General features: G+C 29.3%; 23 protein-coding genes and 1 tRNA gene. 17 read left to right on the forward strand and 7 right to left on the reverse strand.

Annotation, left to right across the window (positions count from 1 at the left end):
* Window positions 1–329 precede the first annotated feature (329 nt).
* Both EYW44_RS13105 and EYW44_RS13110 read right to left on the reverse strand, forming a co-directional pair.
* Entirely contained in the window at window positions 330–965 is a 636-nt protein-coding gene (locus EYW44_RS13105) for an alpha/beta hydrolase (RefSeq protein WP_132724118.1), read from the reverse strand.
* A gap of 90 nt (window positions 966–1,055) precedes the next feature.
* A tRNA-Met gene (locus EYW44_RS13110) sits at window positions 1,056–1,129 on the reverse strand.
* Window positions 1,130–1,233: 104 nt separating this feature from the next.
* Between EYW44_RS13110 and EYW44_RS13115 the strand changes: the two genes are divergently transcribed.
* The 3 genes from EYW44_RS13115 to EYW44_RS13125 all read left to right on the forward strand — a co-directional run bounded on the left by EYW44_RS13115 (window position 1,234) and on the right by EYW44_RS13125 (window position 3,029).
* The gene (locus EYW44_RS13115) at window positions 1,234–1,617 is read left to right on the forward strand and encodes an START-like domain-containing protein (protein WP_132724119.1); all 384 of its coding nucleotides are present in this window, start codon (window positions 1,234–1,236) and stop codon (window positions 1,615–1,617) included.
* A 99-nt stretch (window positions 1,618–1,716) separates the two neighbouring features.
* Complete coding sequence (locus EYW44_RS13120; RefSeq protein WP_373681068.1) at window positions 1,717–2,550, forward strand: aminotransferase class IV; 834 nt, start codon at window positions 1,717–1,719, stop codon at window positions 2,548–2,550.
* Between the two features lie 104 nt (window positions 2,551–2,654).
* Window positions 2,655–3,029, forward strand: coding sequence for a VOC family protein (locus EYW44_RS13125; RefSeq protein ID WP_132724120.1), 375 nt, complete (start codon window positions 2,655–2,657; stop codon window positions 3,027–3,029).
* A 3-nt stretch (window positions 3,030–3,032) separates the two neighbouring features.
* Here the strand turns inward: EYW44_RS13125 and EYW44_RS13130 are convergent, their stop codons facing one another.
* Together EYW44_RS13130 and EYW44_RS13135 are read right to left on the reverse strand one after the other, a co-directional pair.
* Complete coding sequence (locus tag EYW44_RS13130) at window positions 3,033–3,590, reverse strand: YqgE/AlgH family protein (protein WP_132724121.1); 558 nt, start codon at window positions 3,588–3,590, stop codon at window positions 3,033–3,035.
* 128 nt (window positions 3,591–3,718) lie between these two features.
* Window positions 3,719–4,717, reverse strand: coding sequence for a glycosyltransferase family 2 protein (locus EYW44_RS13135; protein WP_132724122.1), 999 nt, complete (start codon window positions 4,715–4,717; stop codon window positions 3,719–3,721).
* A gap of 214 nt (window positions 4,718–4,931) precedes the next feature.
* Between EYW44_RS13135 and EYW44_RS13140 the strand changes: the two genes are divergently transcribed.
* Both EYW44_RS13140 and EYW44_RS13145 read left to right on the forward strand, forming a co-directional pair.
* Window positions 4,932–5,600, forward strand: a complete 669-nt coding sequence (locus EYW44_RS13140; protein ID WP_132724123.1) for a hypothetical protein — start codon at window positions 4,932–4,934, stop codon at window positions 5,598–5,600.
* A gap of 18 nt (window positions 5,601–5,618) precedes the next feature.
* Window positions 5,619–6,251, forward strand: coding sequence for a NosD domain-containing protein (locus EYW44_RS13145; RefSeq protein ID WP_132724124.1), 633 nt, complete (start codon window positions 5,619–5,621; stop codon window positions 6,249–6,251).
* Window positions 6,252–6,336: 85 nt separating this feature from the next.
* On the opposite strand, the gene EYW44_RS13150 is transcribed toward EYW44_RS13145, so the two are convergent.
* Window positions 6,337–6,786, reverse strand: a complete 450-nt coding sequence (locus EYW44_RS13150; RefSeq protein ID WP_132724125.1) for a type I restriction enzyme HsdR N-terminal domain-containing protein — start codon at window positions 6,784–6,786, stop codon at window positions 6,337–6,339.
* Window positions 6,787–6,827: 41 nt separating this feature from the next.
* On the opposite strand from EYW44_RS13150, the gene holA reads away from it, so the two are divergent.
* The 4 genes from holA (at window position 6,828) to EYW44_RS13170 (ending at window position 10,321) form a co-directional block, all read left to right on the forward strand.
* The gene (gene holA, locus EYW44_RS13155; RefSeq protein WP_132724126.1) at window positions 6,828–7,829 is read left to right on the forward strand and encodes a DNA polymerase III subunit delta; all 1,002 of its coding nucleotides are present in this window, start codon (window positions 6,828–6,830) and stop codon (window positions 7,827–7,829) included.
* 18 nt (window positions 7,830–7,847) lie between these two features.
* Window positions 7,848–8,300 carry a DUF1569 domain-containing protein gene (locus tag EYW44_RS13160; RefSeq protein ID WP_132724127.1) on the forward strand — a complete coding sequence of 151 codons (453 nt, stop codon included), beginning with the start codon at window positions 7,848–7,850 and terminating at the stop codon, window positions 8,298–8,300.
* A 144-nt stretch (window positions 8,301–8,444) separates the two neighbouring features.
* Complete coding sequence (locus EYW44_RS13165) at window positions 8,445–9,365, forward strand: SRPBCC family protein (RefSeq protein WP_132724128.1); 921 nt, start codon at window positions 8,445–8,447, stop codon at window positions 9,363–9,365.
* Between the two features lie 155 nt (window positions 9,366–9,520).
* The gene (locus tag EYW44_RS13170; RefSeq protein ID WP_132724129.1) at window positions 9,521–10,321 is read left to right on the forward strand and encodes a DNA alkylation repair protein; all 801 of its coding nucleotides are present in this window, start codon (window positions 9,521–9,523) and stop codon (window positions 10,319–10,321) included.
* Here the strand turns inward: EYW44_RS13170 and EYW44_RS13175 are convergent.
* A complete protein-coding gene (locus EYW44_RS13175) occupies window positions 10,311–10,673 on the reverse strand; it encodes a DUF1304 domain-containing protein (protein WP_132724130.1) in 363 nt (120 codons plus the stop codon). The genes EYW44_RS13170 and EYW44_RS13175 overlap by 11 nt on opposite strands.
* Before the next feature lie 193 nt (window positions 10,674–10,866).
* On the opposite strand from EYW44_RS13175, the gene EYW44_RS13180 reads away from it, so the two are divergent.
* The 8 genes from EYW44_RS13180 to EYW44_RS13210 all read left to right on the forward strand — a co-directional run bounded on the left by EYW44_RS13180 (window position 10,867) and on the right by EYW44_RS13210 (window position 16,299).
* Window positions 10,867–12,279: a pyridoxal phosphate-dependent decarboxylase family protein gene (locus EYW44_RS13180; protein ID WP_132724131.1), complete on the forward strand. Its 1,413-nt coding sequence runs from the start codon at window positions 10,867–10,869 to the stop codon at window positions 12,277–12,279.
* Window positions 12,279–12,701 carry a hypothetical protein gene (locus EYW44_RS13185; RefSeq protein ID WP_132724132.1) on the forward strand — a complete coding sequence of 141 codons (423 nt, stop codon included), beginning with the start codon at window positions 12,279–12,281 and terminating at the stop codon, window positions 12,699–12,701. Before EYW44_RS13180 ends, EYW44_RS13185 begins: the two co-directional genes overlap by 1 nt.
* A gap of 82 nt (window positions 12,702–12,783) precedes the next feature.
* Window positions 12,784–13,128, forward strand: a complete 345-nt coding sequence (locus EYW44_RS13190; RefSeq protein ID WP_132724133.1) for a 5-carboxymethyl-2-hydroxymuconate Delta-isomerase — start codon at window positions 12,784–12,786, stop codon at window positions 13,126–13,128.
* Between the two features lie 71 nt (window positions 13,129–13,199).
* Window positions 13,200–13,334 (forward strand): hypothetical protein, encoded by a 135-nt coding sequence (locus EYW44_RS22710; protein ID WP_256369376.1) that lies wholly within the window; start codon window positions 13,200–13,202, stop codon window positions 13,332–13,334.
* A 99-nt stretch (window positions 13,335–13,433) separates the two neighbouring features.
* Entirely contained in the window at window positions 13,434–13,982 is a 549-nt protein-coding gene (locus EYW44_RS13195; RefSeq protein ID WP_207893790.1) for a nuclear transport factor 2 family protein, read from the forward strand.
* A 39-nt stretch (window positions 13,983–14,021) separates the two neighbouring features.
* On the forward strand, window positions 14,022–14,222 hold the full coding sequence (locus EYW44_RS13200) for a DUF4177 domain-containing protein (RefSeq protein ID WP_132724134.1): 201 nt from the start codon (window positions 14,022–14,024) through the stop codon (window positions 14,220–14,222).
* 30 nt (window positions 14,223–14,252) lie between these two features.
* Window positions 14,253–14,804, forward strand: coding sequence for a hypothetical protein (locus tag EYW44_RS13205; protein WP_132724135.1), 552 nt, complete (start codon window positions 14,253–14,255; stop codon window positions 14,802–14,804).
* A gap of 130 nt (window positions 14,805–14,934) precedes the next feature.
* Window positions 14,935–16,299: an eCIS core domain-containing protein gene (locus EYW44_RS13210; RefSeq protein WP_132724136.1), complete on the forward strand. Its 1,365-nt coding sequence runs from the start codon at window positions 14,935–14,937 to the stop codon at window positions 16,297–16,299.
* A gap of 129 nt (window positions 16,300–16,428) precedes the next feature.
* Here the strand turns inward: EYW44_RS13210 and EYW44_RS13215 are convergent, their stop codons facing one another.
* Window positions 16,429–17,370: a lytic transglycosylase domain-containing protein gene (locus EYW44_RS13215; protein WP_132724137.1), complete on the reverse strand. Its 942-nt coding sequence runs from the start codon at window positions 17,368–17,370 to the stop codon at window positions 16,429–16,431.
* Between the last annotated feature and the right edge of the window lie 13 nt (window positions 17,371–17,383).

Below are 17,383 nucleotides of genomic sequence, written 5' to 3' on the forward strand. Positions count from 1 at the left end.
TAATACTAATTGTTTTTTTGTTTGGTATAATGATTTATAATACTAAAAATCAAGAAAATTATACCTGTAAGAAAAATAATAAAACCGATTATAGGTATGCATCCATGTCTACAACTACTAAGATTAAAAACATAAATAATACGAAATATAGAAGTTAATATCAGGATAATGGAAATAATAAAGTATTTGTGTTTTTTCATTTATCTTTTATTGCAGAATGTATATATCAAATGGCGAATATGATAATAAATATGAAGATACCTCCAAAAATAATTATAGGAGTAAAGTTAATTCCTTTGCATATAAAATTTTGGTTTTAATTTATTTAATTAAGCAGATAAATATTCATTTAATAAATCAGATTCAAAAATATGTCCTCCATTATGATTTATAAATTGTGTATTAGGAAAATAAGATAGAATTCTGTCTTCTTGTTTTTTTACATTTTTAGGATCAAAAATTTCATCATTTAAACCAACGCTATGTATTGTTTTTAAATCTGGTAAATGATTAAAATCTTCTTTGTTTAATTCTTTAGGAAAAACTCCAGAAACCATAATTAATTTGCTCGAAAATTGTTTACGTAATGCCAACCATCTAGTAGCGATACTTACGCCCTGAGAATAGCCTAAAACGATGAAATTTACAGTATCGAAATCAATTTGTTCATTGCTAATAATAGTGTCAATATAATTGAGAACATTTTGTGTTTCTGTAATTGTATTCTCTTTAGTTAACCATGAAGCTCCAACACGTTTATAATTAGCGTCTTTGTAATATTTAGAAGGAGCTTGAGGACAGATTATATAGTTTTCATCTGATGGTAGTTTGGAAAAATGACGAATAAAGAAACGACTCAAATACCCTATTCCATGAAAAACCAACCAAACATTTTTAGTTTTTTGAGAATATTCATTTAAAGTTTCATAAGTATTTGTCGTTTGATATGTGATAGATTTTTCCAAAGTATAAAGAAAGTTGTTTTACAAGTAGCGAATTTAATTATAAAATTAGATATAAATAAAAAGCCCAGAATGGACTATTCTGGGCTTTTGTAGCGAAGAGCAGATTTGAACTGCCGACCTCAGGGTTATGAATCCTGCGCTCTAACCAACTGAGCTACCTCGCCATTTGCGGGTGCAAATATATAACTTTTTTTTAATTGAACAATATTTTTTTGTAATTTTTTTTAAAAAGAATATTTATATATATTGTGGAACAAACTAAATGTAAATGAGTAAAGTTAAATTCGAGTTAGAAATTCCCGTACACGCATCCCCGGCGTTATTATACCAATACTTTGCAACACCTTCTGGTTTAGAAGAGTGGTTTGCTGATAAAGTAAATTCAAGAGGTAAGTTAATTAGTTTTTTTTGGGACGATAGTGAAGAAGAAGCTACTATATTAAGTAAAAAGGCAGACGAGCGAATAAAGTTTAAATGGACTGAAAGTGAGGGAGATGATAGTTATTTTGAATTTAGAATTCAAGTAGATCCATTAACAAAGGATGTATCGTTAATTATTACTGATTTTGCAGATGATGAAGACGCTGCTGATGAGGCTAAGATGCTTTGGGAGAATCAAATAGATGAGTTAAGACATCTTATAGGTGCTTAAAATTATACAACATTAAAAATAAAAACTCGGCTTTAGTCCGAGTTTTTTGTTTTTGTACTTTTTTTATTTAGTAATTTTGCAATCAAAATTTTTTTATTGATGATTGTAAACTACAACGGAAATTTAATTGAAGATTCATTACTTAATTTAGGAGTCGAAAACAGAGCGTTTAAATATGGTGATGGTATTTTTGAAACAATTAAGGTAGTAAATAAGAAAGTAATTTTTTGGGAAGATCATTATTTTAGGTTGATGGCTTCTATGAGAATGCTAAGAATGAAAATTCCGATGGAGTTTACGCTTGAGTTTCTTGAAGAAGAAATACAGAAAACTATAACTACTTCTGAAAGTTCAGAAATAAGAATTAGATTAAATGTATATCGAAAGGATGGTGGTTTATACAAACCTAATACTAATGAAGTAGATTATTTGATTGAAGCCAAAGAATTAAAAGCTTCATCAAGTAAAAGTGAATACCGAATAGATTTATTTAAAGATTTTTACAATTATTCAGGATTACTATCAACAGTAAAAACAACAAACAGAATGTTAAATACTTTAGCTGCTGTTTTTGCTGAAGAAAATGATTTGGATAACTGTGTGTTGTTAAATGAGAGGAAAGGTGTAGTAGAAGCTATTAATGGTAATATTTTTATTGTTAAGGGTACTACAATTAAAACACCTGCTATTTCTGAGGGCTGTATCAAAGGAATTATCAGAAAGAAAGTAATTGAAATTCTTGAGAAAAATGAGGATTATTCTATTGAGGAAACTACAATTTCTCCTTTCGAAATTCAAAAAGCAGATGAAGTGTTTATTACAAATGCAATTAAAGGTATTCAGTCAGTTACAAATTACAGAAAAAAAGAATTTAAAGTTGATATAGCCAGTAAAATAAGTAAAAATTTAGCCGTGTTGACTTTTACTAGCTAAAGCATAAAAGATTACATACTTTATTTTCTATTGTTTTAAGATTTATTTTAATTATTTTCACTTGCATATATATTTATTGATCTTTAATAATTAGCACAATTAAAATGAATTTAAACCAAATAACAGTTCCTTCAATTGATATTTCTAAATCTATAGATTTTTACAAAACATTAGGTTTAGAATTAATAGTAGAAGCTTTGCCTCATTACGCTCGTTTTAAATGCCCAGAAGGAGAGTCAACTTTTTCAATACATTTAGTAGATGAACTTCCAAAAGGAGATGGAGTTTATGTTTATTTTGAAAACAAAAACATAGATTCATATGTAAATGAATTAATTGAAAAAGGAATAACATTTGATGAACTACCTAATGATAAAAGCTGGTTATGGAGAGAAGCCAGACTAAAGGATACTGATGGGAACCAGTTAATTATTTTTTATGCTGGTGAAAATAGAATAAACCCACCTTGGAGAATTTAATTTTTAATTCATTCGAATATCAGCTGGTGCATTAGCCCATATTTTATATTCTCCACCTTTTTGTAACAGCTTATTTTTCCATATACATTCTTCTTCTTCTGATAAAATATTATTAAAATCATTTTCAGAAATAAACCAAGAATGTGTTTTTAATTCACTTTCTAATTGATTTGAAGCCCAACCAGAGTATCCTAAGAAAAAGCGAATATCATCAGGACTAATAGATTTATTTTTCAATAATTCTCTTAGTTCGCTAAAATTACCGCCCCAATATAAGCCTTTGGCTACTTCAATACTGTCTTTCAGTAAATGAGGAACTCTATGTATGAAATATAAATTATCTTGTTCAACAGGACCTCCTTGATAAATTGTGAAGTCACAATCAATATCAGGAATCAAATCTTCCAATACATATTGTAAGGGTCTGTTTAGTATAAAACCTACTGAAGTTTTATCTGTATGCTCTGTCAATAATATGATGGCTCTTTTAAAAGAGTCGTCATTTAAAATAGATGGTTCGGCTATTAAAAGTCTGCCTTTTGACGGGGGTAACATTGTCATAATGTTAAATTTTTACAGTAATGTAGAAATTTTTTTTCATTTTTTTAACTTTTTGTTAAGAAAAAATCATCTCCTTAAAGTTAATTTATTGAAAAAGAGCTTGTAATGTTTTTTCGGATTTATTGTGTTTACAGCAAATTTTTAAAGTTTTTGCGTTGTAATACAAAATGCTGCCAAACTATAGACGTGTGAATACTGTAGTTATACTTACGTTGTAATTGCCTTCTTTTCTTTATAAATGGTATTAAGTTTTTATAAAAACTAAAGTGAGCTTTAAGAATAGACCATGTATGAATGGGGCGTAATTCTACAGCAAATTTAATACCGGCTACACCATCTAAAATAAGTCGAATAAAAATAATTAAGAAAACATGTTTTCTGGGTACATTTTTTAAAATAGTAAAAAGACTATTTCTAAAGTTTAAGTATGTTTTTTGAGGATTAGATTCTTGTAATGTAGCACCACCAACATGATAAACGGTAGAAGTACCAACATACTGTACATCGTATCCTTCATTTTGAGTTCTCCAACACAAATCTATTTCTTCTTGATGTGCAAAATAATCTTCATCGAAACCACCTAAATTATGAAAAACAGCACTTCTTATAAAAAAACAAGCCCCAGAAGCCCAAAAAATATCTGCGATGTCATTAAACTGACCTTTATCTTCCTCCAGGTTATTAAAAAGACGTCCTCTACAATATGGATAACCTAAAAAATCAACAAAACCACCACCAGCACCTGCGTATTCAAATTTAGATTTGTTTTTGTAATCTAGTAATTTAGGTTGAATAATTGCCGTGTTTTCGTTTTCTTTAAAAACTTTAAGAATAGGAGGAAGCCAATTTTCAGTAACTTCTATATCAGAATTTATCAAACAATAAATGTCGGCTTTTATATGTTGTAGCGCATCATTATATCCTTTTGCATAGCCTCCATTAGTTTTGTTAACTACAATTTTTACTGTTGGAAAATTACGTTTAACAAATTCAATAGAATCATCTGTAGAGGCATTATCTGCTACATAAATTTCTGCTTCATCGGAATTAAAATTCACGATTGATGGTAAAAATTGTTCTAATAACTGCTTACCATTCCAATTTAATATGACAATTGCTGTTTTCAAGTTGGCAAACTTACATTAATAAATTGATTTAGATATGTAAAGATTTATTAATTTTTATGGAGTTTTCTGTGAAATTAACATCTATTCTTTTTTTGTATGATATAAGTTAAAACATGAGGTTGTTTAACTTAAAAACATCTTTTTTAACTTGTTATAGGTTCTGTAAAAGTTTAGATAGTGTAATTTAAAAGTGCCAAATATAAAACTATAAATAATGAAAATTAAACACACAGAATTAATTACATTTTTAATGTTAACCATTTTATTGGTGTTAGCAAGTTGTATAGATAATGAATATTTAGATACAGAAATAACAGGTTCAGGTGTGGTAATTACAACTCAGAGTACAGTTAAACCAGAAAGAAATGCCAGAAATGTAAGAGAATGGAATATTGATGTTAGAATGAGGAATTTAAGATTAGGTTTTAAAGAAGCATTTAACTCAATTTTAAACGACCGTAATTTTACTGCAGGAGACGTTATAAAATTAGGAGAAGGACCTTATAATATTGATGGGAAATTTGAAATTAATAAAGCAGTAACCATTATTGGAAACCGAAAACATGGTACTTCAATATATCAAAGAACAGGTTCTAAGAGTAATCCAGATGCTTCTTTATTTATAGTATGCAGTACTACAAATATTAAATTTAAAAACTTAACGATTAACGCAGGAAATAATTCTTCTAAGGCAGTACATATAAATAAAGAGTTTGTAGAGTTTCACGGAGTTAAATTTATAGATGCCAAGTGGGCAATTTTTTCAAATAGAAACTTTGGAGGGTTGAAAATTATAGATTGTCATTTCACAAAGTCAATTACGTTTAGAGGTATAGAATTTAATAGAGTATGGTCAAAAGATAATGTGTCAAGCATGCGTTAAATAGAAATTAAGAACAGTGTGTTTGATGATAAAAAACCAATATCAGGAAATGAGAAATTCGCAATCTCTATTGATTGCGGTAATGAACCCGCTAATAATGATAGTGTCGTAACCAACATGAATAATATGATTATTGAAGGTTGTATTTTTAAAGATGATTTTGGTGGGGGAATCGCATTGGCACAAGTTGCCAATGTGATTATTCATGATAATACTTTTGAGGCTGGAAATGAGCAAAAACAAAATGCTATTCATATTGAAGACACTACCTCTGGAGTAGATATTACAGATAATCGCTTTTATTGTAACACAACAGCATCAGGTAAACCGCTAATTTTTATGGGCTCTAGTCAAAGTCAACTTTTTAGAGATGGGAGTAAACACATAAAAATATTAGGAAATGTTTTTGCTGGTATAGGAGGAGCTACTACTCAAGGAAAAAGCAATAGAATAATAGAAAGTGAACGATCTGAAGATATTTTTATAGCAAGAAATAAAATGTGTAAAATGAATGTGTTTAATAGCCCTAAAATCAGTTTTTTTAACGTTAACAAACAAATTCATATACCGCATACAGGAGATAACAAAAACGAATGTGTATCATATAAAATTAAAAATTTTGATAATACCGAAACGAAATATCCTAGATAAAAATCTTTTTTAATCTGACATTGTATTTTTGCTAAACCCTGTAGGTAAAAAGAATTTCTTTTTATTTATGGGGGTTATTTTTATGTTATTGTTTTTCGTAAACAGGAATATCTCTTAAAAACATGTAGGTTTCATTTTCTTTATCTAAAATACAAGTGTAGTGTTCTAATCCGTTAGTAACAATTAAAAAATTAGCATTTAACTTTAAATTATATCTAGCAATTTGATCAAAAGTGTCTTGTGTTATTTTTACACTCGGAGCCTTACATTCAACAATTATATTTGGAGTGCCTTGTGAAGAAAAAATTAAAATATCAGTTCTTTTTTTTCGATTGTTTATAATTAATTGTTTTTCAATAGCTATTAAAGAAACTGGGTATTTTTTTTCATCAATCAAAAATCTAACAAAATGCTGGCGTACCCATTCTTCAGGAGTTAATACAAGATATTTTTTTCGTAATTCATCAAAAATAAGGGTATGTTTTTCACTATTTTTGAGCCTGAAAGAATACGTTGGTAGATTTAGTTGTTGCATTGCTCAAAAGTACTAAATCTTTCAATTATGTAACTACAATAATGAACGAAGTAAAGCAAATTGTTGACGATATTAAGAATGGTAATTTAAAGCCTATTTACTTTTTAATGGGAGAAGAGCCATACTATATCGATAAAATATCTGATTATATTGAAGAAAACATTCTAGATGAATCTGAAAAAGGATTTAATCAAGTGGTAATGTATGGTAGAGATGTGTCAATAGATGAAATTGTATCAGCAGCAAAACGCTTTCCTATGATGGCAGAACATCAGGTGATTATTGTAAAAGAAGCACAAGATTTAAGTAGAACGATTGATAAAATAGATACTTATGCAGAAAATCCACAGCCTTCTACCATATTAGTGTTTAATTACAAGTATAAAAAACTAGATAAACGTAAAAAAGCATACAAAGCGATTGCTAAAAAGGGATTAATTTTTGAAAGCAAGAAATTATATGAAAATCAAGTTGGAGATTGGATTCGTAGAGTTTTAAGCGGAAAAAAGTTCAATATTGAACCTAAGGCAGCACAAATGCTAGTAGAGTTTTTGGGTACAGATTTAAGTAAAATAAGCAATGAGTTAAATAAACTTACCTCTGTATTACCCAAAGAAACAATTATCAATCCATCACATATTGAAGAAAATATAGGGATATCCAAAGACTTTAACAATTTTGAGTTGAGAAAAGCTGTTGGAGGAAAGGATGTAGTGAAAGCCAATAGAATTATTAATTATTTTGCTCAAAATCCTAAGAACAATCCTTTGGTAATGACCATATCTTTATTGAATAGTTTTTTTACGCAGTTGTTATCTTATCACGGATTAAAAGATAAATCAAAAGCTTCAGTAGCAAGAGCTTTAGGAGTAAATCCGTATTTTGTTGATGATTATGTATCAGCAGCAAGAAATTATCCCATGAGAAAAGTATCACAAATAATAGGTTTGTTACGTGATGCAGATGTAAAAAGTAAAGGTGTAGGAGCAAATCAATCAAATGAAGATATTTTAAAAGAATTAATTTTCAGAATTTTACATTAATAAAACCTCCTAACAATTATGAAAAACATTTTTACCAAAGAAGTTACTAACGAAGTTATTGATAGAATAAACAGCCTTACTTCTCAAACTCAACCAACTTGGGGGAAAATGAATGTAGCACAAATGATGGCTCATTGTTCTGTGGCTTACGAAGGAGTTTATACAGATAAACATGCCAAACCTAATATGTTTTTAAAGTTCATACTTAAAAGCTTTATAAAAAAGGCAGTAGTATCTGAAAAACCATATCCAAAAAATGGTAAAACAGCTCCACAATTTTTAATTACTGATGAGCGTAATTTTGAAGAAGAAAAAAAGAAGCTAATAGACTACCTTTTAAAAACACAAGAATTAGGAGAAAGTTATTTCGATGGAAAAGAATCTCATTCTTTTGGTAAGTTAACTAAGAACGAGTGGAATAATTTGTTTTATAAACATTTAGATCATCATTTAACACAGTTTGGTGTTTAATTTACAGTTATTAGATGTAAAAGACATATGAGAACTTATCATTTTTAAGGTATTCAAAATTAAAAAGCTGCTAGTCAATCATTAATTGTTTGTTGTTTATTGGTTTGATTTTCATAAATTTATAGAAATCAAACTTATACTGTTATGCCAAAAATGAACGTTTCTAAAAGCATTACTATCAATGCGCCTAAAGAAAAAATCAAAACCTTTTTATCAGATTTTCATAATTGGAAAAATTGGTCTCCATGGTTAATTTGTGAACCAGAAGCTAAATTAGATTACCAAGAAGATGGTAAATATTATAAATGGGAAGGAAAGCGAGTAGGAGTAGGAGAGATGACAGTGTTGAAAGAGTATGATAGTGAAATTGATTATGATTTAACTTTTTTAAAACCATGGAAATCGAAAGCAAAAGTTAATTTTAAGCTTACAGATGTTGAAGGAGGTACAGAAGTAAAATGGTTGATGGATAGTTCGTTGCCTTTTTTTATGTTTTGGATGAAAAAATCAATGGAAACCTATATTGGTATGGATTATGATCGTGGTCTAAAGATGTTGAAAGAAGAAATAGAAGAAGGAAAAATTCATAGTGAGATTGAGTTTGTTGGAAAAACAAACTTTGAAGGTTGTAATTATATAGGAATAAAAACAGATACTGCTTTTTCTAAAATGGATAAAGCAATGGAAAAAGATTTTACAGCGCTTCATACGTATTTAAAAGACAATAATGTTGAAACTGTAGGAGTCCCTTTTTCTGAATATCAGAAATTTAATGTGGTAAAAGATAAAGTGGTGTATGTTGCAGGTGTTCCGGTGAAAGAAAAACCAGAAAACTTACCAGAAAACTTTTTTTATGCTAGTTTGCCTAAATCAAACATGGAAACAGTTCGTCATAAAGGTAAATACGATCATTTAGGAAATGCTTGGTCGGCTGTAATGATGATGGAACGAAATAAAGAATTTAAGAAAAATAAAAAAGGTTATCCTGTAGAAATGTATTTAAATGATCCTACAGAAACTCCATCAGATCAGTTAATCGTAGATATTAATATGCCAATTATTTAATTAAATAAAATATAAAGTAAATGTCTGAGGTTTGAAACGAATAGTTTTAAATCTCAGACATTTTTTAAATAAAAAAGTGATAAATAATTGGAATATAACAGTAAGAGAAATAGCTTTGATAATTGATAATTGATAATTGATAATTGATAAAAAAAATGATTCCAGCACATATTTTAACAAGAAAAGGTCCAAGAAGCTTAAAAAATCTTGATCCAGAAGTTTTAGATTATTTAAATAAAGGTTTAATTGAAACTAAAAATTTAATGGAATGGTTAGCTGTTGATCAGTTAGTGTTATTAAAATTAGTATTAAAAGAAATAAATAAAGAAGATTGGTTAATTGATTTTGAGAATGCTATAACTTCTGAAAAGAAGCCTACCGCAAATACAATAACTAAAATTATTGGTCAAACTTTTGGTATTAAAACAAAGGATACTGAGATATATCAGAAATTAAAAAGTCATATTTCAGATGTAGTAAGATGTTGGGCGTGTTGGGCAGAAAGTTTACATTATGATGAGTTATCAGAGTTATTAGAAGTAATGCAACAATATGCTGCTGATGCTCATTTTGGAATTAGAGAAGTAGTTGTTTTTGCTACTAAAGAGAGAATGATTGAAGATTTGGATACAGCTATCGCAATTTTGTCAAAGTGGACATTAAATGAAGACGAAAATATAAGAAGATTTGCTGTAGAGTCATTACGACCAGTTGGTGTATGGACTAAAAAAATAGCTGAATTTCAAGAGAATCCAGCAAAAGGTATTAGTTTACTTGAACCATTAAAATCAGACGATTCAAAATATGTCAGAGATTCAGTTGCTAACTGGCTAAATGATGCAAGTAAATCACAGCCAGATTGGGTATTATCAGTCTGTAATCGTTGGGAAAAAGAATCATCGACAAAAGAAACCGCTTACATTATAAAAAGAGGTTTGCGTACAATTAAAAAATAACGATTAAAATTAAGGCAATAATTGCAGGTAAAGCCTGAACAATAAATATTTTTTTACTAGCAGTCATAGCTCCATAAATACCAGCAACAGCAACACATCCTAGAAAAAAATAAGCAATATTAATTTTCCATTCTATATTGTCAATAAAAAAAGTCCATAACAAACCAGCAGCTAAGAAGCCGTTATATAAACCTTGATTAGCAGCAAGTGTTTTGGTTTTAGGAAATAAATCACTTGGAAAATTTTTAAATACTTTTCTACCTCTAGTTTCCCAAGCAAACATTTCAAAGTATAAAAAGTACAAGTGTAATAACGCTATTATTCCGATAATTATTTGTGCCGCAATGTTCATGGTTTCTTCATTTTTTAACAATATAAAACATTTGGTTTAATATTAAATAATGATTGGTTATAAAATATTGAATAGTTGTATTTTTAAAGAAATAAGAAGCTAAAAGATGGAATTTAAAAATCAAATGAATAGTTTGAAATTATAATTTGTTTTTAATTCTTCTTTATGAATGTTTATTCTCAAACTAAATAAAATGAGTGAAATTCAAGATAAAATGTTTCAAGAAATTAGAAACAAAAAAATATTTAATCAAGTACAAGAGTATTCATTTGAATATTTAGAGAGTGTTTTTGATAGAAATGTATATCCTACAGATGAAGCAATTAAGAATTTGTCTGTATTTGAAGAAGAACTATCTGTTGAGTCTACTAGCGCAGAAGAAGTATTAAAGCAGTTAAATTTTTATGGAAGTCCAACTACAACAGCAACATTAGGAGGTAGGTATTTTGGATTTGTGACTGGAAGTGCTGTACCTGTAGGATTGGCAGCGAAAAAATTAGGTACATTTTGGGATCAAGCTCCGGCAATGAATGTACTGTCACCAATAGGAAGCAAACTAGAAGCTGTAGTTGAAAAGTGGATGATAGAATTGTTTAATTTACCAAGTAATACTTCCGCAGGTTTTGTAAGTGGTACATCAACTGCTAATTTATGTAGTTTAGCGGCCGCAAGATACCGTATTCTTCAAAGAAATAATTGGGATGTTAATGAAAAAGGACTCAGAAACTCTCCAAAAATAAGAGTAATTACTGGGGTACATGCTCATTCAACAGTTTTAAAAGCAATTGGAATCCTAGGCTTAGGAAAAGAAAATATTGAGTGGGTTCCAGTAGATAACCATGGGAGAATTATTTCAGAACAAATACCAGAACTTGATGAAAGCTGTATTTTAATTCTGCAAGCAGGTAATGTAAATAGTGGAGCTTTTGATGATTTTGAAGCTATTTGCAGAAAAGCAAAAAAAGCAAATGCATGGATTCATATTGATGGTGCTTTTGGTCTATGGGCAGGAGCTGTAAAGAAGTTAAAACATTTAACCAAAGGAATAGAGAATGCTTCTTCTTGGGCTGTAGATGGGCATAAAACATTGAATACTCCATATGATTGTGGAATTGTATTATGTGCAGATAGAGAAGCAATGATTGCTGCTCTTCATATGTCAGGAAGTTATATTGTTGAAAGTGAAGAGAGAGACGGAATGTTTTATACTCCTGAAATGTCTAGAAGAGCAAGAATTATTGAGTTATGGTCAATAATGAAATATCTTGGTAAAAAAGGAATAGATGAAATGATATTAATGATGCATAAAAGAGCTAAACAGTTTGCAAAAGAAATATTAGAAATCGAAGGTTTTTATGTAGAAAATGATGTTGTTTTTAATCAAGTAGTTGTAAGATGTGATTCGAATGACATTACAACAAATGTTTTGTGTAATATTCAAAGGTTAAGAGAATGTTGGTTAGGTGGTTCTGTATGGTTTGGTAAAAAGGTAATGCGTGTTAGTATATGCTCTTGGGCTACTACAGAGGATGATATTTCTAGATCAGTAATGTCTTTTAAAAAAGCATTAGATTTAGAACTCGAAAAGCAAAAAGTGATTAAATAATGAAAGGAAAATGGAAAGGTACATATTGGTTTATAGGAAATGTACATGAATCATTAAAAAATAGAAAAACCAATTTTGAATTAACTATAAAAGGTTTTACAAACGCTAAAATTTCTGGCGTAATAAAAGATGATATAAAAACAGGAGGCACCAAAGGTGTTGGTCATTTTTCTGGAACTGTAAAAAACAAAAAAATAAAATTTATTAAAAGAATGCCAGTTAGTACAGTTGTTTTTCCTGATGGAACAAGATTGGAAGAGGATAAACCACATAGACCGATTTATTACAAAGGAGTACTAAACGAATCAACAGGTGTAGCTAAAGGTACTTGGAAGTTTAAAAAAGGCATTGGTTTTAAAAGTGGTAAAATTGTTTTTTATCCTGGTACAAAAGGCGAATGGGAAATGAAAAAAGAAAGTTAAAATCTTATGAAATATTTAGTAAAAAAATAGAAGAAATAGCCTTAAATTTAGTGTGAGAAAGAATTGAAAAAAACGATAAACAATGCCACATTTTGTAATTGATTGTTCTAAAGATATTATCAATATTAAAAGCCCTAAGGAAATCATTCAAAAAGTATATGATACAGCTGATTCTACAGGGTTATTTGCCAAAGGAGACATTAAAGTTAGAATTAATCCATTTGAATATTATACTGTAGGTAATACCGATGATGATTTTATTCACATTTTTGCCAATATAATGGAAGGACGTTCTGTTGAACAAAAGAAAAGTTTATCAGATAAAATTGTTTCAGAACTAAAAATGATGTTTCCAGAGGTACCTATAATTTCAATAAATATTAGAGATTTTGAAAAAGCAACGTACTGCAATAAATCAATGGTTTGATTTAGAGTGTTTAATGCTTAAAAGTTTTATTTTTATATGGTTAGTTAATTGTAAATCAGTAAAAATATATTATGAGTAAAAAACTTGAGAATGCTAAAGGTTTGTATTTAGATGGAATTCGTGACGGAAAAATTCATGAGGCAATCAATAAATACACTGGAGATAGGTACACGCAACATAGTACAGGTGTAAAAGACGGACAATAGGGATTTATTGAGTTTTTTGAACCTTTTATTAAGAGAAATCCGAAAAGAGATATACAAATTATAAGAAGTTTAGTTGATGGGCAGTATGTGTTTTTACATGTGTATCAAAGTTTAAATGATGGACAAGCTAAATGGGTAACTACAGATTTTTTTGATACAGATGAAAACGATAAAATTATAGAACATTGGGATGTTATTTCTGAATATGCAGATGCAACACCTTCTGGACATACTTCAATTGATGGAGCTACTGAAATTACTGATTTAGATAAGACAGAGGAAAACAAACAATTGGTTAAAAACTTACTTAAAGACGCCTTAATGGAAGGAGGTGATCCTTCTAAATTGTCTAATTATATTTCAACAGAAACTTATATTCAGCATAATAAAGATGTCACAGATGGGCTGGAACATTTTCAAAAGTTAGCAAGTATGCCAAATGCACCTTTAAAATATAAAGAGATTGTTTTAACAGTAAGGCAAGGGAATTTTGTAGCAACATTGTCTAAAGCCAACTGGAATGATGGTAAAATAAATAAAGATTATGCGCAAGTAGATTTGTTTAGAATTGAAAATGGAAAAGTAGTTGAACACTGGGATAATGTTGAACCTGTGCCAGAAAATGATGTAAATAGCGGTAAATTTTAATTTTCTTTTATATTTGAGATAGCATAAAAACTATATAAAATGAAAGAATACAAGGTAGAAACGTTAATTTATTATTCAAAATTAACTACAGATAAGAATCATATTGCTAAAGATTCAAAAAGAGATATTCAAAAAAAATTAGATGAATATGCCAAAGAAGGATATAAGTTAGCATCTACAGATTCTACAAGTTTTGGACTAGCTGTTTACATTTACTTATATTTTGAAAAAGATGTTTAATCATCTTTTTTAAGTTTAATTTTCAAAAAAATGCTTGGAATAGAATCGTTTAATCCTAAGTTTTATAGAAAAGCTAGTTATTTTAAAAATGATTTTCAGAAAGTTTTAAAAAATCTTATAGGAAATAAAATTGATACATTTTGGTTAATGTGGAATGTTAGCCAAGATGAATGGCTGGCTGATGGACCTGTGGTTTTAGAAATCAATGGAGATAGATTAGAATTTACTGCGTATCAATTAGATGATTTTAGTTTATCTATAAATTCATTTGAATTAACTGAGAAATTAGATTGGTATGGAATGGGAGACGAGATGCCTTTAAAATGGAAAGAAAAAGCTAATCAATTACTAAGTAAAAACTTAGATAAAAAAATAACTGCAATAAATATATTACAGTATGATTTTTATGGAAATAAAAACGAGTCTGAATATATATTAGTAGGAATAGAGTTTGTTTTAGAAAAAGAATCTGAAATTGATCAAAAAAACTTTTTTTCTATATATAACGGACTTGATCAAAATGCTTTAGATGATACAGAAGTTCAATTTAATGGACAGATACATAGAATTCCAGTAAACTAGATTTAGTGTTATATTCCTCAATGAAGTATATTAAGGATTAAAAATACATATTTTGAGTTTAGTATTTTAAGCTTAAAATATGTATTTTTACTTATACTCCTAATCAAATTAATTAAAACAAGGAATTATTATGAGAACGTATCCTAAGAAAAGTGAAGAAAGTAAAAAATCTTCAGCAGGTTATTCAAACGATCAAAAGGATAACAATAATGAGGCTTCTTTTCAATTTCAAAATAATAGACCAGAGGTTGTTGCTCAAATGAAGCTCCAAGATTCAGTAGACAGTCGTTATGCAGGAAAAGATAATTTAATTCAAAAAAAAGAAAATAAAACAGGTTTACCAGATAATTTAAAGATAGGAATAGAAAATTTATCCGGTTATTCTATGGATGATGTAAAAGTACATTATAACTCTAGTAAGCCAACTCAATTACGAGCTCATGCTTATGCCCAAGGAACAAATATTCATGTAGCTTCTGGGCAAGAAAGACATTTAGCTCATGAAGCATGGCATGTAGTACAACAGAAACAAGGAAGGGTAAAGCCTACTTTACAAATGAAAGGAGGAGTGAATGTAAATGATGACTCAAAGCTTGAAAGAGAAGCAGATGTAATGGGAGATAGAGCTTTAAGAGGTAACCATAGTGTTGGAAAGGTATCTCAATCAACAAAGGTAAATAATACAGGTGCTGAAATTGCTCAAATGCAATGGATTAATGATGATAATTTAGATTACTTTAAATGGGATACCCTGATTGAAGGTGTTAGATGGTTTTCAGCCAAAGACGAAGATTTGATGTATTTTTTAATAGAAAAACCAAAAGAATCAAAGCGAAAATATAAAAAGCACCAAGGGATTGCAAATGCAAAGCCTCGTGCGGATTGGGTTGCATTGCATGGGAGTGATCCTTTAGCGGAAGAAGATGCAACTGTTAGTGATGTAAATGATAGACCTTTCATACATCAAGGTGGGGGTATGGATAAAAAGTATTTTTGGAATGGAGGCGAATATGGATGGCTTGAGACATCTCCAGAGGTAATTGAACGCGAATTTAAAGCATATGAAGCATTATCTTCATTAAACATAACTCTTCCTCGACTGATTATGACTGATGGTCCCACAGAATTACGTGGAAAAGATGGAGGTAGTTTAGGTGCACCACAAAATGGTTATTGGATTCAACATGTTCCAATGGATAAAACATATAAGCCAGCAATGATGTGGTCGGGTACTTCAATGGACTTTAAAAGGTTGTTAAGGTTTTTACCAGCAGAAGCTAAAGCTTCGGCTTTGAGAGGGTTAAATGCTCTAAAACCAAAAGTTGATGGAATTTCGAATATTGTTGGAGAGTTTACTTTAGCTATTCATCAATATACAGGAGAGGTGTATCTACTTGATTTTGCACCTGATGCATCAGGTAAAGTAGGAGGAGATGATTTAGCAAGGAATGCCAAATTAGGTCTTGACAATATGACTTATAGAAAGAAAAAATAAATACCACATAATAATGGAACTGAAAACCAAAAAATAGTATTTATTATTTTTTGGTTTTCCATATTAATCACAGATGATATGTATTTGCTAAGTGTAGATGTATTCTTCTAGGTAAATTATCGTTTTTAATTAGTTTACTGGAATTTTAATTTTATATTCTTTTTTACTCTTGTTGTTTAATTTTGTTTGACGTAACCAAGGATTTACAATCTTTAACTCTTTGTAAGTAGTATTGTATTGTTTTGCAAAATCAGCTAAATCTTCAATAGGAGAATCAATTAGAATCTCTTTAACATTCGGATAGGTATACAAATCTTCTTGATCGAAAATAAAACCATATTTTTTTGGATTCGACATGATTTCTTTTAAAGCTAAAATTCTAAATACATATCTACCAGTTTCAGGATTTAATAGCAAATCGTAATAACTATTTACTTTTTGTTCTTTTAAACGTTTAGAAATTCTACCACTACCAGCATTATATGCAGCAGCGGCTAGTGTCCAAGTACCAAATTTATTTTTAGCTCTTTTTAAATATTCAGCAGCAACTTTAGTAGAAAGTTCTAAATTGTAACGTTCATCTATATTTTCATTCACTTCCAATCCATATTCTCTACCCGTTCTAGGCATAAAGTGCCAATAACCAGCAGCTCCTTTGTATGAAGGTACCTGAATTAAAGCACTCTCAGCAACACATAAATACTTAAAATCATCAGGTAAATTATGTTGTTTTAAAAGAGGTTCCAATAACGGAAAAAACTTATTAGCTCTTTTAAGAAGTAGTAAACCATTAGATTGCCAGTACGTATTTACTAGTAACTCTCTATCTAAACGTTCACGAATATCAGCTTTTGTTAACGGAACTAGCTCACCAGCAAACTCCATAGAACTAGGAAGTTTTACAGCTTTTACTTCATACAATTTACTTACATTTTTAGCTACAATACCGGTGTCTTTTTTTATTATATCTTCGTTCTTCTTGGATGTTTCTTGAGGTTTTGAAACATTCATAAATAAAAAACAAATAATTAAAAAAGTACTGAATAAGGTAATGCGTAAAAATGTTTTCATATAAAATTGTTTT

It is taken from the genome of Tenacibaculum sp. M341 (genome assembly GCF_004337695.1).
GTDB lineage: Bacteria > Bacteroidota > Bacteroidia > Flavobacteriales > Flavobacteriaceae > Polaribacter.